General features: G+C 58.8%; 12 protein-coding genes and 1 tRNA gene. 5 read left to right on the top strand and 8 right to left on the bottom strand.

The window, feature by feature from the left end:
- Positions 1-43 precede the first annotated feature (43 nt).
- From ACJ69_RS10305 to ACJ69_RS10295, 3 genes are all read left to right on the top strand, one after another.
- Complete coding sequence (locus ACJ69_RS10305) at positions 44-937, top strand: LysR substrate-binding domain-containing protein (RefSeq protein ID WP_059347000.1); 894 nt, start codon at positions 44-46, stop codon at positions 935-937.
- Positions 938-1,114: 177 nt separating this feature from the next.
- A complete protein-coding gene (locus ACJ69_RS10300; RefSeq protein ID WP_029741461.1) occupies positions 1,115-1,468 on the top strand; it encodes a type II toxin-antitoxin system RelE/ParE family toxin in 354 nt (117 codons plus the stop codon).
- Positions 1,469-1,472: 4 nt separating this feature from the next.
- A complete protein-coding gene (locus tag ACJ69_RS10295) occupies positions 1,473-1,775 on the top strand; it encodes a helix-turn-helix domain-containing protein (protein ID WP_054830246.1) in 303 nt (100 codons plus the stop codon).
- A 75-nt stretch (positions 1,776-1,850) separates the two neighbouring features.
- Here ACJ69_RS10295 and ACJ69_RS10290 read toward each other — a convergent pair whose 3' ends face one another.
- Complete coding sequence (locus ACJ69_RS10290; RefSeq protein ID WP_059346999.1) at positions 1,851-2,771, bottom strand: LysR family transcriptional regulator; 921 nt, start codon at positions 2,769-2,771, stop codon at positions 1,851-1,853.
- A 141-nt stretch (positions 2,772-2,912) separates the two neighbouring features.
- Here ACJ69_RS10290 and ACJ69_RS10285 point away from each other — a divergent pair, with 141 nt between their 5' ends.
- On the top strand, positions 2,913-3,314 hold the full coding sequence (locus ACJ69_RS10285; RefSeq protein WP_054830247.1) for a RidA family protein: 402 nt from the start codon (positions 2,913-2,915) through the stop codon (positions 3,312-3,314).
- 54 nt (positions 3,315-3,368) lie between these two features.
- Here the strand turns inward: ACJ69_RS10285 and ACJ69_RS10280 are convergent.
- The 6 genes from ACJ69_RS10280 to ACJ69_RS10255 form a co-directional block, all read right to left on the bottom strand.
- Positions 3,369-3,444: transfer RNA gene (locus ACJ69_RS10280), tRNA-Asn, on the bottom strand.
- Positions 3,445-3,607: 163 nt separating this feature from the next.
- The gene (locus tag ACJ69_RS10275) at positions 3,608-5,797 is read right to left on the bottom strand and encodes a TonB-dependent siderophore receptor (RefSeq protein ID WP_059346998.1); all 2,190 of its coding nucleotides are present in this window, start codon (positions 5,795-5,797) and stop codon (positions 3,608-3,610) included.
- A gap of 26 nt (positions 5,798-5,823) precedes the next feature.
- Positions 5,824-7,149, bottom strand: coding sequence for a lysine N(6)-hydroxylase/L-ornithine N(5)-oxygenase family protein (locus ACJ69_RS10270; protein WP_054830248.1), 1,326 nt, complete (start codon positions 7,147-7,149; stop codon positions 5,824-5,826).
- Positions 7,146-8,888: an IucA/IucC family protein gene (gene iucC / locus ACJ69_RS10265; RefSeq protein ID WP_081051430.1), complete on the bottom strand. Its 1,743-nt coding sequence runs from the start codon at positions 8,886-8,888 to the stop codon at positions 7,146-7,148. Before iucC ends, ACJ69_RS10270 begins: the two co-directional genes overlap by 4 nt.
- Entirely contained in the window at positions 8,885-9,832 is a 948-nt protein-coding gene (locus ACJ69_RS10260) for a GNAT family N-acetyltransferase (protein WP_054830249.1), read from the bottom strand. Before ACJ69_RS10260 ends, iucC begins: the two co-directional genes overlap by 4 nt.
- The gene (locus ACJ69_RS10255; protein ID WP_059346997.1) at positions 9,832-11,574 is read right to left on the bottom strand and encodes an IucA/IucC family protein; all 1,743 of its coding nucleotides are present in this window, start codon (positions 11,572-11,574) and stop codon (positions 9,832-9,834) included. Before ACJ69_RS10255 ends, ACJ69_RS10260 begins: the two co-directional genes overlap by 1 nt.
- Positions 11,575-11,712: 138 nt before the next feature.
- Between ACJ69_RS10255 and ACJ69_RS10250 the strand changes: the two genes are divergently transcribed.
- A complete protein-coding gene (locus ACJ69_RS10250) occupies positions 11,713-12,924 on the top strand; it encodes an MFS transporter (RefSeq protein WP_059346996.1) in 1,212 nt (403 codons plus the stop codon).
- On the opposite strand, the gene mtfA is transcribed toward ACJ69_RS10250, so the two are convergent.
- Positions 12,921-13,718: a DgsA anti-repressor MtfA gene (mtfA, locus tag ACJ69_RS10245; protein WP_023312333.1), complete on the bottom strand. Its 798-nt coding sequence runs from the start codon at positions 13,716-13,718 to the stop codon at positions 12,921-12,923. The genes ACJ69_RS10250 and mtfA overlap by 4 nt on opposite strands.
- Positions 13,719-13,836: the final 118 nt, after the last annotated feature.

Here is a 13,836-nt window from a genome sequence, read left to right as displayed (position 1 = left end):
CAAGTTGCCGTTTTAAATCCAGCGCGGATAAGGGAGTGCTTTCATGTCGGATTTTCCACCCATTGCCAGTTTGCGAAGCTTTGAAGCCGTCGCCCGTCTTGGCAGCTTGACGCTGGCGGCAAAAGAACTCCACGTTACCCATTCCGCTATCAGCCAGCAGATCAAAGTGCTGGAGGAGATGGTGGGCGTTAAGCTCTTTATCCGTCAGGGACGCGGGGTGCAGATCAACGAAGAAGGGCGGCTCTATGCCTTACAGGTACGCGAGGCGTTGAACCATATTGCGGATGCCACCCGGCTCGTGCAGGTGAAGCCGAGAAAGCAGGAGTTGACGCTGGCGATGGTGCCGTCTTTTGGATGCCACTGGCTGTTGCCGCGTCTGGAACGCTTTCGCGCGAAATATCCACTTATCACTCTTCGGATCCAGGCCAGCCTGACGGTCACCAGCCTACAGCAGGAGGGGATAGATATCGCGATACGGATGGGGAAGGGAAACTGGGAAGGGAGCGAAAGCCATTACCTTTTTTCCGATGAACTCATTGTGGTGGCCGCACCCGGCTATAACGACGGTGTGCTGCCCGCTACGCCGGCTGAGATTGCAAAGAGTCATATTATTTTTTCCATGGAGTCGTGGAAAACGTGGTGCGTGAAAGCGGGGCTGGAGAAAGAGATCGTGCCTGGCGGTTTATGCATTAACGACTCCAATATCATTATCGAAGCCGTTCGGCTCGGGAAAGGCGTCGCGCTGGAGCGCCGCTCTCTGGTTCAGGATGCCATCACCCGGGGCGAGCTGGTCCAGCTAACCTCCATCACCGCGCCGTATCCCTGGCCTTACTGGCTGGTGACAGCACAGGCAACGGAGACGAAGCCCGAGGTGGCTCTTTTTGTCGCGTGGCTGAACGAGGAAGTGGCGGCCTGGCGGCAGTTGGTGGGCTGCTGAACTTTTTTCGACGCTGCTCGTAACAAAATGAATATACGACAAGGGATACATAGAATTATTCCGGCACGCATTCAGTATTTCCGTAACCCCACAAGATTCTGCTTTTTCATCTCTGCATAATCATCGCTATAGCTTTGCACGTATATAGCTTTTGATCTATATTGGATGGGAGGTCTTGTGTGGGCAATTAACACGACGGACAGGTTTGATCGCTGGTTCACTTCGCTTGAGGATACCGATCGCGCCAGCGTACTTGCAGCACTGCTTGTTTTGCGAGAGAAGGGGCCGGGTTTATCGAGACCCTACGCTGATACGCTTAAAGGCTCTCGTCACAGCAACATGAAAGAGCTACGTATTCAGAGTAAGGGCGATCCCTTGAGGGCATTTTTCGCCTTTGATCCAAACCGCACCGGTATCGTGCTTTGTGCGGGCAATAAGGTCGGCAATGAAAGGCGATTCTACGATGAGATGCTTCTCGTTGCTGACCGGGAATTCACTCACTGGCTGAATACATTAAAAGAGAGGGAATAGCGCGATGGGAAGAACTCTTGAGCAGCTTATAGCGGATGAAAAGCCGGAGGTTGTCGCCAGCGCTCAGGCGATAGCAACGGATATTTTGCTCAACATTCATCTGGCTGAGTTACGTGAGAAAGTACAAAAAACGCAAGTAGAGATGGCGCAGGCTCTGGGTATCAGGCAGCCTACCGTTGCGGTAATGGAAAAGGCCGGGCGCGATTTGAAACTCTCTTCTCTCAAGCGCTACGTTGAGGCGGCGGGCGGAAAGCTGCGGCTTGATGTTGAGCTGCCGGATGGCTCGCACTATGAGTTTGTGCTGTAGGGCAGAAAAGCAAAAAGCCTGCTTCAAAACCGCCAGCATGACCGTCACTCGGCGGTGATGAACGAATAGATGCAGTTATTTATTGGCGGAAGTGGGGACATGCTGCTGCATCAATTCAACGATCCAATCAATGAAAACACGCAGTTTGGCGTTAACGTGGCGGTTCGGCGGAAATGCCAGATACAGGGGCATTGGATCAATACGCCAGTCTTCAAATAGCGGAATCAAGGAACCACATGCCTGATGCGTTGCCGCCATATAGACGGGTAGCGCAATCACGCCTAATCCCGCGAGCCCGGCTTCGAGGTAGGCGTTGCCATCATCCACTGCAAGCACATAGTTTCCCGTGATTTCAATACGTTCACTCTCACCGTGCAGTACCAGAGGATCAACCTTGCCGGTGCGTGAGGACAAGAATCCCACTATGCGATGGTCCGTGTTTTCCAGCTCTCGCGGGTGCGCAGGGGCGCCGAGGCGTTCCACATAGCTTGGTGCGACGTAAACACCGATTTGTAAATCGCCGACATGGCGTGCGATCAGGGACTGGTCGTTGATTGCACCGCCGCGCACGACGCAATCCACGTTGTCGCCGATCAGATCCACCACCCGGTCACTCACGCCCATGTCGAACTGGATATCAGGGTAGCGCGCGTGAAAAGCCGGTAGCGCGGGCACCAGCACCAGGCGGGCGAGAGGAGTGGGCACATCTATCCGTAGCCGTCCCCTGGGCGTCATCGCCGAACTGGAGAGGCTATTTTCAGCATCTTCCATGTCCGCCAGCAGGCGGATGACGCGCTCGTAGTAGACCGCGCCATCAGGAGTCACACCGAGCCTGCGGGTAGTGCGATGGAGCAGCCTGACGCGCAGTCGCGCTTCCAGCTGCTGAATAAGCTGCGTCACCGTGGTTTTGCTCATATGAAGAGTTTGGGCAGCCCTGGTGAAACTGCCTGCCTCCACCACGCGAGCAAAGGCGCGCATCGCATCGAAACGATCCATCCCTTGTCCTCTCTTTTTACCGATTGTTTGGATATTACAAACAATGATGGACAAAGTCGCTTGTTTATCCGCCCGCTCCGGCGCCTGTAAAGTGTGTTTATGCTCACCGGGCAGATTTAGCCCCATTACAGAGGTACAAACATGACAACGCGCGAAGCCGTTTTTCCCTTCGGTCGGCAGGCGCTCTATGAGCGCAATCGCTATTCACCCGCTATCAAATCTAACGGCTTCCTGTTTGTTTCGGGACAGGTTGGTAGCCGGGAGGATGGTTCGCCGGAAGAGGATCTCAACGCGCAGATCCGGCTGGCATTCGATAACCTTAATGCTGTTCTTACGGCTGCGGGCTGCACGTTCGATGACGTAGTTGACGTTACCCTCTTTGTCGTCGATCCCGAGTCAAACCTCGACGCTATCTGGAGAATCCTGCCAGAATATTGGGGGGAAGCGCCTTACCCTACGTTGACCGGGATCGGCGTGACGTGGCTGTACGGATTCCAGTTTGAGATTAAGGTGATTGCCAGGCTGGATGCGATTCAGAGTTAACTTCAGATACGCAGAAAAGCAAAAAGCCTGCTTTAAAAGCAGGCTTTTTAAATTTGGCTCCTCTGACTGGACTCGAACCAGTGACATACGGATTAACAGTCCGCCGTTCTACCGACTGAACTACAGAGGAATCGTGTGAACGGGGCGAATATTATCGACCTGCGTTCACCTTGTCAAAGGGGAAATTAAACTTTTCATTCGTTTGCCGACAATTTCAGCAAATCGCTGATTTTATGGCAAATTTGCGTTGAAATTACACAGCAAAAAGCGCCGCCTGCAGGCGGCGCGCAGGATCAGAACAGTACGGAGTAGTTCAGACCAAAGGTACGTCCGCGGCCTTTATAGGTATACAGGCCCGGTGCGCCGTAGGTTGGGCTATACAGCCCCGGCGCGCGCTGGCCCCAGGCGGTGGTATAGTCTTTGTCCAGCAGGTTTTCCACGCTGAAGCTGACCTTACCGACCGGCAGGGCGTAGCTGCCCAGGAAGTCGACCGTGTTATAACCATCGATCTTCTTGCCGTCGGAGTCTGACACGTCAAAGGTTTGCGTGCTCTGCACGCGCAGGGTCCAGTCACCCGGCGCCCAGTTGACCCATGCGCTGGCTTTCGACGGGCTGGCGCTGTCGACCGTCAGCTTCTCCCATTTCCCGTTTTCGCGGGTTTCAGACTTGATGGCGTTAAAGTTCGCACCGGTGCTCCAGTCGCTGTCGGTGAAGAAATAGTCCACCTGACCTTCCACCCCGTAGATACGACGCTTGTCGTCTTCCAGGTTGATGGTCATATCCGTCTTGTTGATGGTGATGGTTTTATCCGAGAGCGAGTAATACGCCGCGACCTGCGTGCGCAGGTTATCGCCGGTGTAGCGCCAGCCCAGCTCATAAGCGTTGACCTTGATACCGTCCAGCGTCGAGTCGTTCACGTTGACGCTGTTCAGCAGGCGGTAGTGACCGTTGCTGAGCTGATAGGTGCCGGAGCCGTAGTACTTCGCCAGGTCCGGAATTTCGAAGCCCTGGGAGAAGTTAAACCACACCTGCTGCTGTTCGGTCAGGCGACCGAGGATCCCGGCGTTAAACAGGAAGTTGTTGTAATCGGTTTTCCCGCCCGGCACCGCGTCGGCGGAGGAGGCTTTCCCGGTGGCGATGGCCTGCTGCTGGGCGTAACCGACAAAGTCGTCCACCTTGTTTTCGGTGTACTGATAACGCACGCCGCCGCTCAGGGTGATGGCGTCAATGTCGTAGCTGGCCTGCAGGAACGGGGCGAGGTTGGTGATGCTGTAGCCCGGGTAACGGCCCACGTTGTAGGCGTTATCCAGCTCCATGCCGCCGCTCGCCGCCGCTTTGCTCAGGTTAAAGAACTGCTGGTTGGCATCGAAGGTTTCGTGGTCGGCATCCACACCCCAGGTGAGCGTTAAATCGTCCACCGGCTTGCTGTTCAGCGTCAGCTTGCCGCCGTAAAAATCGGTTTTCTGCTGTGAAGCCCCGATGCTGCTCACCACGCCTTTGGTCAGGGTCGGGAATGGATAATAGGTCAGGCTCTCGTCGCGATAGTAAATCTGCGCGACCAGATCCTGGCCCCAGAAGTCGGTATTGGAGTACTGCAGGTTAATCAGATGGCGCTCGGTGCCCGGTACGCGGTCAGAATCAAGATTACCTTTGTTGTACGCGGTCGCATCGCCCGTTACCGCCGAGAAGTTCTTCCCGAGATACAGCCCATGCTTGCCGTCGGACTCGCTCTTGTAGTACTGGGTCGTCAGCTGCAGCTGCTGACGATCGTCAATGTTGATGGTGCCTGTGCCCATCACATCAATACGGTCGGAATACTGGAGGCCGGTCTGGGTGTTATCGATAATCACCTCGTTGCCTTTGCCGTCATACCAGCCGCCGTAGCGCTGATACGACACCGACAGACGACCGGAGGCGTTGTCGTTGCCGCCGCTTACGGCTGCCGACACGTTCTCATCGTGATCGTTGTGGCTGTTAAACCCGCTCTTTGCCCCGGTCTGGAACTCAACTTCGGTATCCGGCTGGCCCTTTTTGGTGACGATGTTCACCAGGCCGCCGGTGCTGCCGCCGCCGTAGAGCGAGGTGGCGCCGGAGATCACTTCGATACGGTCAATGTTGAACGGATCGATAGAGTCCAGCTGGCGGCTGTCGCTGCGGGACGAGTTCAGGCGAACGCCGTCCACCATCACCATCATGGAGCGGCCGCGCAGGTTCATGCCGTAGTTGGTACGGCCCTGGCTGCTGACGTCCATGCCCGGGATCAGCTGCGCCAGCACCTCTTTAATTTCTTTCCCGCCCTGAACCTGCTGCTCAATTTCAGCCCGCTCAATGACCCAGGTGGTCTGCGCCATCTCCGCCACGCTGCGGTGCGCGCGGCTGGCGGAGACAACGATATTTTCTTCCTTTTGTTCTTCCGCCCACGCAGAGGTAGAAAGCATTGCAAGCAAGCAAGGATTTAAAACCCAAAGATGAGAACGTTTCATTGTTATGTTGATCCTGATTGTGTGTGTCAGTACTCGGTGGTCTTTGCTAATGATTTAAAAACCGGGCTGCTGTCCGGGCTGGCGGTGGTGCGCCAGTGGATAACGCCGGGTGTGGTGGCCAGCTCAAACGGCTCGTCGGCGTGCGCGCGATTAAGAATTCGCGCCGCGCGCCAGGCCATCAGGCTGAGCTGGGGTTCGGCAATGCCGAGACGGTGCATCCCGGCGTTCACGGCGAACAGGCGGTTACTCTGCGGGCCGTCCCATTCGAGGGTGAAATCGTTGTTGATGCAGAAGGCTTCGTCCGTGTCCAGATGCAGGAGATGAGACAGCGGCGCCAGGAACGCGGGCTGCACGGCGCGGTAGCCGGTGGCGAAAATCACCACGTCGCTCTCCAGCTGCTCGCGGCCGCCGTCGAGGTGATGCTGAATGCTCAGGCGATGTCCGTTTTCCTGGCGCGTCAGAGCCGTCACCGAGCGGGACGGCAGGAGATGCGCCCAGGGTTTTTCACGCAGCACTTCGAAGCGGTGGTACATGGCGCGGTAAATCGCAAGCAGGGACTCGGTGGTGATACCGTCGGAGGTCATCTTCTGCTCGTGCAGCATCTGATGACGGGCCTCTTCACCGAGCGTGGAGAAGCTGTCCACGTACTCGGGCGTGAAATACTCGTTGGCAAAGGCGGCTTCATCCAGCGCGTTGTAGTTATTGCGGCGCGATACCCAGTTCAGGCTCAGCGGCTGGCCCCATTCGCCGCGGAAGATATTCAAAAACAGGTCGGCCCCGCTCTGGCCGCCGCCGACGACGGTGACGCGCTTGCCCGCAAGATCCGGCGTGCGGAGCATCATCTCGCTGGCGTGGAAGCAGGTATCGTCCTGCACGGTAACGCAGTCAGGCAGGTTGATCTGTTTGCCAATCCCCACGCAGATGTGGCGCGCCAGGAAGCGGTCGCGCTGGGTCATCACCTCAAACAGGCCGCTTTTATCATCAAAGCTCACCTGCTGTACCTGCTGGCTGAAGGACAGATTGGTGAGGTTTTCCGCCGCCCAGCACAGGTAGTCCGCAAACTCTTCGCGGGAGACGGTGCGCTGCTCGGTGGTCAGGAAGCGATAGAACTTTTTGCGCTGCACCAGGTAGTTCAGGAAGCTGTGGCGGTTGGTTGGCTCCACGGCGCTGACCAGATCCTTCAGGAAGCTGGTCTGCATGTGGCAGTCCGGCACCATCATCCCCGGGTGCCAGGAAAAGTTCGGCTTGCGCTCAAGGAACAGCGAGCTAAAGCCGTCCAGCCCTTCGGCCAATGCGGCGATGCTGAGGTTAAACGGGCCAATACCAATGCCGATGAAATCATAGGTTTTCATTGCGCTGACTCCCGGGAGGCGAGAAAAAGTGGGTTATCGAGGTCGGTAACGTAGTTCGGCAGCATGCGGCTGCCGCCGTCGTGTTCGGAGAAGGTCAGTTTGACCGGGTTGAGGATCACGCGAATAATCTGCGGCTTGAAAAGATCGAATTTGGCGAAGCGTTCTGCCAGATCCGGGTGCGCCGCCATATAACCCCGTAATACTCCGGCCAGAATCTGGTAGAAGCGCGTTTCGCTGACGCCGCTTTGCAGCGTGAGGCGCGAGATAAAGCGCAGCACCGTCACAAAGTTACCGGTTTGCAGGTCGTGAATAATGTAATCCGCGCTCAGGCGCGCCGTGACGGCCTTCACCTGCTCCGGCAGGCTCTGGGCCTGCGGGAAATTCTCATTCACCAGGCGCATATCGCCCTGAAAATCTTTCAGCAGGATGCGCTGCGGGACGTAATCCTTCATCACCAGCGTCACGTTCTGGCCGTGGGCGATCAGCGCCACGCCGTAGCGGCAGAGCAGGTGATAGAACGGGATCACCGTTGCCTCAAAGAGCTTTTCCAGCCACGCGTCGGCGCTTAGCCCCGAGCGTTTAATCCACGCGTCAATCAGCGGGCGCCCAGCGTTATCGGTTTCCATCAGCGCCGCCATCAGCACCGCCTGCTCACCGTCCTCTAAATAACAGGACGGGTTCTCGCGCCAGATCACCCCCAGCATCTCCTGATAGCGATAGGGCGCTTTCGGCAATGCGGCATAGCCCGGATGCGACAGATAGCCGGCGGCGGGTTCGCCAAGCACCTGCGCGCCGGAGCGGGCAAGCGTGGCGTCGGTGGCAAACTGCTGCTGCAGCCAGCGCGAGGCCAGCGGCCCGGCGGCAATGTATTTGCCCGGAATGCCGCGATAGCAGGAAGTGTTGTAGATAGTCAGCGGAAGCTTGATGTCATACGGCGCGCGACGGCTGGCGTTGGTGAGCGTGCGCAGGGACTGCTGCGCCAGATACTCATCGCCAAATTCGCCCAGCTCAACCATCTCTCCGCGCGCCAGCTGCGCCAGGAAATGAATGGCGATCTTCTGCTGCCACTGCCACGGGTGCAGCGGCACCGGCAGCCAGCCGTCGTTGAGACCCAGCGCCTGCCAGCGGGCGTCAAAGCGGGCGCGCTCGGCGTTGTCCATAGCGCTGGCCAGCAGAGTGTGAATGTCACAATCGGCGTCGCTGCTCCAGACCAGATGTTTCCGCTGAACGGCAACCCAGTGCAGACGAAAACGTCCGCGATACTCGGGCGCGTACTGACGCAGCGCGTCCAGCCCCCAGCCGCGGCGGCCTTTGTTGAAAATAAACTTCGGATGACCGCTTATCAGACACTGTAATTCGTCCGGGTCGAGGTGGATCAGCGCGTCCGCGTCCAGCGCTTCACGCGCCTGTAGGAGCTGCATGTCGCCGCGCAAGGTGGCGTAGAGATCTTCCATGTGCTCTGCCGTTTGCGCGTCGCTCATCTCCAGCACCTTCGCCAGCTGCAGCAGCGCGCTTTCCGCTTCGACGGCGTCGCCGCTGGCGGCGATCAGGCTGTCCGGGTCGATATGCAGCCAGCCCCAGATCCCGCGCGCGGCGCGAAACTGCCAGGACTCCTTGCCCATGGTGATGCGCCAGCCGTCCGACGAAACCGGCTCAGCGCGCAGGGTGCGTTCGTATTCCAGCTCGGCGAGGATCTTCGCCACCATCTCGCGGTTCACTTTCTGCCAGAGCGCGTTCACAGTTCCACCTCGCTGAAGAAGCGGTGGCGCTGGCTCATGATGAGGCGCGAGCGCTTGTGCGGGAAGTCGAACTCTTTCACCGTGTCGAAACCGGCGGAGGCCAGGTGGCGGAACAGGCGCTGGTTGTCGAAGCGCGGCTCGGCTACGATGCGCGCGGTGCGCGGTTCATCGAGATACAGATAGTGGCTCAGGCCGCGCAGCCAGCTACGGATGTACTGCGCGCCGCGCCAGTTCTCTTCGCCCACCAGCATGTGCAGGCCGCGGTCAAACGGCTGCCAGCGGTAGTGGCGGCCAATGCGGTCTTCCGCCGCCCAGTAGAGCTCAAAATAGCCGAACGGCTGGTCGTCGAAGCAGCCGATAACCGGGTAGCAGTAGGTCGAGTCAAGCTGACGGCGCAGGTAGCTTTCCTGCTCGGCCTGCGGGCCCGCCATCTCCCAGAAGGCGTTCACGCGCGGGTTGTTCATCCATTGGGTAAAGCGCTCGCCGTCCATCGCCACGTCGGCTACGCGGAAGCTGAGGGTGCGCTTAATTTGCGGATCGTAACGACGGTACACTTCGCCCTGCGGGCGGTGAGGACGCAGTGGGAAATACAGCTGACGGCTCTCATCAAACTGCATCCCGCCGCTGGCCCGTGATTGTTCGCCTTTCAGCCACAGCGGCAGCTGCCAAAAAGTTTCGCGTGCCAGATAGTCCCCGTGGGCCAGGCTAAACAGCGCCTGCGCCTGGGGTTCATCCTGCCAGGTCGCCCAGGGCAGGGTAATGCCGGTCAGCGCGGGTGCGGCAACAAACAGCTGATCCAGGGCTTCGACCAGCCAGCCGTCCGGGATCCCACTCAGACGCTCCAGCACCGCGCTGCCGTCAAGACCCAACGTCAGCGGAAGCGCGCGATCCGTTGCGGTGCAGCGAAAGCCGTAGCCGGAATGGACGATATTCGCGATTGCCATTACGCCTTCTCCTTGTAAAACGGGTTGCTAAAGTCGAAATAGATCACCGCCGGATCGGCGATGGTGTTTTCATTGCGATCGTGCAGGTAGCAGAAGAAGTTGCCTTTGCAGTTCCAGGTCGGGCTGTCGAGCACGTAGTCGAGGCAGCGGGTCTGCTTTGCCGTGCGGCGCAGTTCGGCCAGCGCGTCGCGCACCCGGGACATCAGGTTCTCCTCGCTGTCAAAACCGGCGGCGGCGAGGGCGGCGGTGACGGCAAGGGTAGAGTTCAGCAGCAGGTAATAAGGGAAGTAGCGCAGCAGCTGGCTCTCACCGAAGCGGTTTTCCACCTCCGTTTCGCCCGCCTCTTTCAGCCACCCGTCGGCTCCTTCGGTCCAGGCGCTGCCCTGGCAGTCGCGGTAGATCAGCCCGACGGGGAAATCCTGCTGCATCTCAACGAGGATATTTTGCTGGTGCGCCAGCAGGACCAGACCGTAGTCCGCCTCGGCGCTGAACAGCGGAAGTAATACGCGGTCGCAATAGGCGTCCAGCCAGCAGCGGGCGGCCTGGGCGAGCGGTAATTCCAGACGCTGGCTCAGACGGCGCACCGCGGAGGCCAGCAGGCTGTCGCCGCCGTCCGGCGCGGCCTGGGTCAGGCTCACCAGTACGTTGGTTTGCGTTTCGGGGGTATCGAACAGCAGGTTGACGCGCAGGGCCATCAGGCTCTCTTCCTGAATAGCGCCGCTTTCGTCACGCAGCCCCGCCCAGCCGTCTTCCTGCATCACGCGCATGGTCGGGTAGCGTGACTGTAATTCTTGCCAGCGTTCTGTTTTCGCCAGGCGCGCCAGGCGCATTCCGCGCTTAACCTCTTTGACCGACAGCGTGCGCACGGAGTTGGTCAGGCGCACGCTGAGGGAGAACTTAATCATGTCGCCGTTGGTTTCGCTGTACAGCGAGCGGGAGGAGCTGGTGGGTAGCCACTGCGCGCCCGCTTCGCCCAGATCCTGCAATGAACCGTTTTCCGCCAGACGCTGGCACCAGTCCTGCTCCAGCAGATAGTCGGCCTGCCACGGATGCATCGGCAGCAGCCAGCGGGTGTCGGTGAAGTGGCCGAGCAGCTCAGGCGCGCTCTGGGCCGCGAAGCGCAGCAGACGCTCGCGCAGGGAGACGTTCAGGCTGTCGCCGGCAACGAGCTTGCTCTCAACGGCAAACCAGCGCAGCGGGAAGCGGGAGGCGAAATCGGGCAAATAGCGACGCGCCTCGGTTTCGCTGAACGGCTCGTGGGACTTCGGCGCCGGATGAAACGCGTGGCCGACCAGCAGCGCCTGTTCCGCGTCGGCAAACGTCAAAGGCTTATCGCGCAGGTTTGCCCAGCCGTGGCGCAGATCGATCGCCTGCCAGGTGTGCGCATGGCTTTCGAGAACGCGCTGCTTAAAACGCGCCAGCGTATCGGTATCCAGCGAGCCTTTTACTGACGGTTTTTCAATAATTAAATCAACCAGTTGATGAAAAGTGACGGCGTCACCGTCATCACTGTTGCTTTGAATAAGCGTTGCTGGGAAACGGTACTGATGATGCTGGGTGGGGGAGAAATAGCGTACCGGAACCCGAAGCGCCTGGGTTTGTGACAGCGGAATATGAATGTTCGGTAACGCATCCGCAGCGGTAGCGGGGAGATAGCGCCAGTCCTTCGTTTCGCGCAACAGGGCGTTTAAAAAACACTGGGCTGCAACGTCTGTACCGGCAGAGCGGGGCAGAGCACGCATAGATGTACCTCATTCCATGATTGATAATAATTCTCGTTATGATATTCATTCTGTTTACAGTCGCAACCATTTTTGCAATATTTGTTTTCATAAACTTCATGATTTCCACACATTTATTGACACTATGTTCACATTCTCATGCGCGCTGACTCAGAAACATTGACCGAAAACGTCACCTCAAAAGCCAACTGGCCCCTGGCGTTATGTGCGGGTTTATTAGGTATCGGGCAAAACGGCCTGCTGGTGATGCTCCCGCAGCTGGTAACCCTGACCGGGCTGTCGCTCTCGGTCTGGGCCGGCCTGCTCATGTTCGGATCCATGCTCTTTTTACCGGCCTCGCCCTGGTGGGGACGCCAGAGCGAGCGGCGGGGATGTAAGGCCGTGATGCTGGCCTCGCTGAGCGGCTATCAGGCCAGTTTCGCCGTCATGGCGCTGGTGGTCTGGGCGATGGCGGCCGGAAGGCTGGATACATTCTGGGGACTGGCGGGACTGATTCTTTCACGTCTGCTCTACGGACTGACGGTCTCGGGGCTGGTGCCTGCGGCCCAGACGTGGGCTATTCAGCGTGCGGGGCTGGAGAAGAGAATGGCGGCGCTGGCGACGATAAGCTCTGGCCTCAGCTGCGGACGTTTGCTCGGCCCACCGCTGGCAGCGCTGATGCTCAGCGTCAGCCCGGTGGCGCCGCTCTGGCTGATGGCGATCGCGCCGTTAATCGCCCTGCTGCTGGTTATTCGCGAAGTCGCAGACCCGCCGCTGCCGCCGGTGGCGCACCAGGCGACCCGGCTGCAGGCCTCGATGCTGCCGTTCCTGCTGCTGGCGCTGCTGCTGGCGGCGCTGGTCAGCCTGATGCAGCTTGGACTGTCACCGCATCTTAGCCCCCTGCTGGAGGGCAATGCCCGGGACATCAGCCATCACGTTGCGCTTCTACTGAGCCTGGCCGCGCTGGCCACGCTCGCGGCGCAGTTTCTGGTGGTCCGCCCGCAGCATTTCACCCCGGTGACGTTGCTCTGCATCGCGGCGGTGCTGATGGTGGCCGGGCTTGGGCTGATGACCGTCGCGGGTTTAACGCTGTTCTACGTGGGGATTGTTATCACTTCACTCGGGGCGGCGATGGCCACGCCGGGCTACCAGCTGCTGCTGAACGACAGGCTGACCACCGGGAAAGGGGCGGGCGTCATCGCCACCAGCCACACGTTAGGCTACGGCGTCAGCGCGCTGCTGGTGCCCGTGGTGACGCGCTTTTACGGCGAGCAGTCTTTAACGGTGGCCGCATGGGGAATGGCAGTGCTGTTTTTAGCGTTGAGCATAGGGGTACGGTCAACCGAGCGGACCCCTTCTGAAAAGCCTTAATGGATCTGGCGGGAGGAATGGCCGCCAGACTCCTCATTTTGCCGCAGACGCTGCAGGGGATCCTGCTGATAAAACTGGCAGAAACGCTGCCACAGCGCCGGGAAGCGGGGCGCGAAGAGCTCGGGCGCGCTGAAGAAATACTCCGACAGCACCGCAAAGCACTCGGCCGGGTCGGTTGCCGCATAGGCGTCAATGCTGGCCGCGCTTTCGCCGACCAGGTCTATTTCATCCTGAATGTTATCCATCGCCGCGTGCAGATCGTGCTCCCAGCCCGCCACCTCGCGAAGCGGGATCAGCGGTACTCCGCTGGCGCGATCGCCGTTGCGGGTATCGAGCTTATGCGCCACTTCATGGATAACCAGATTAAAACCGGACGCGTCGAACGAGTCCTGAATGTCGAGCCAGTTCAGGATAATCGGCCCCTGCTGCCAGCTTTGTCCGGACTGTACCACGCGCTGGTTGTGCACCAGCCCGATATCGTCCTGCCATTCGTCATCCACCACGAACGGCGCGGGATAGATAAGCACCTCGTGGAAACCGTCCAGCCACTCAATGCCGAGCTCAAGCACCGGCAGACAGAAAAGCAGGGCGATGCGCGCGTTTTTCAGGGGATCGAGTTCGAAACCCTGTAGTGGAACCAGGCGTTTTTGCTGTAAAAAACGATCCGCCAGCTGAACCAGTTTCGCTTGTTCATCCGGCTTAAGATTAGCCAGAACAGGGATCGTCAGCGCGTCATCCCATGGCAGCGCCATATCCCGGCCAGCTTCATTCGTTTTCCAGGGCCACTTTATCATCGCTTTGCTCGCAAACTCGTCACTTGAACAAAAATGGGAAAGTCAGGTTTGGTTAAGATGCCAGAAAATCGCTCGCTGCGACAATTCCAGCCTGAATAAACTATCATTCGTACGTAGC

Origin of the sequence: Enterobacter asburiae (genome assembly GCF_001521715.1) — a bacterium.
Lineage (GTDB): Bacteria > Pseudomonadota > Gammaproteobacteria > Enterobacterales > Enterobacteriaceae > Enterobacter > Enterobacter asburiae.
Note: the sequence above shows the minus strand (reverse complement) of the source record. Positions and strands in the feature narration are given on the sequence as shown.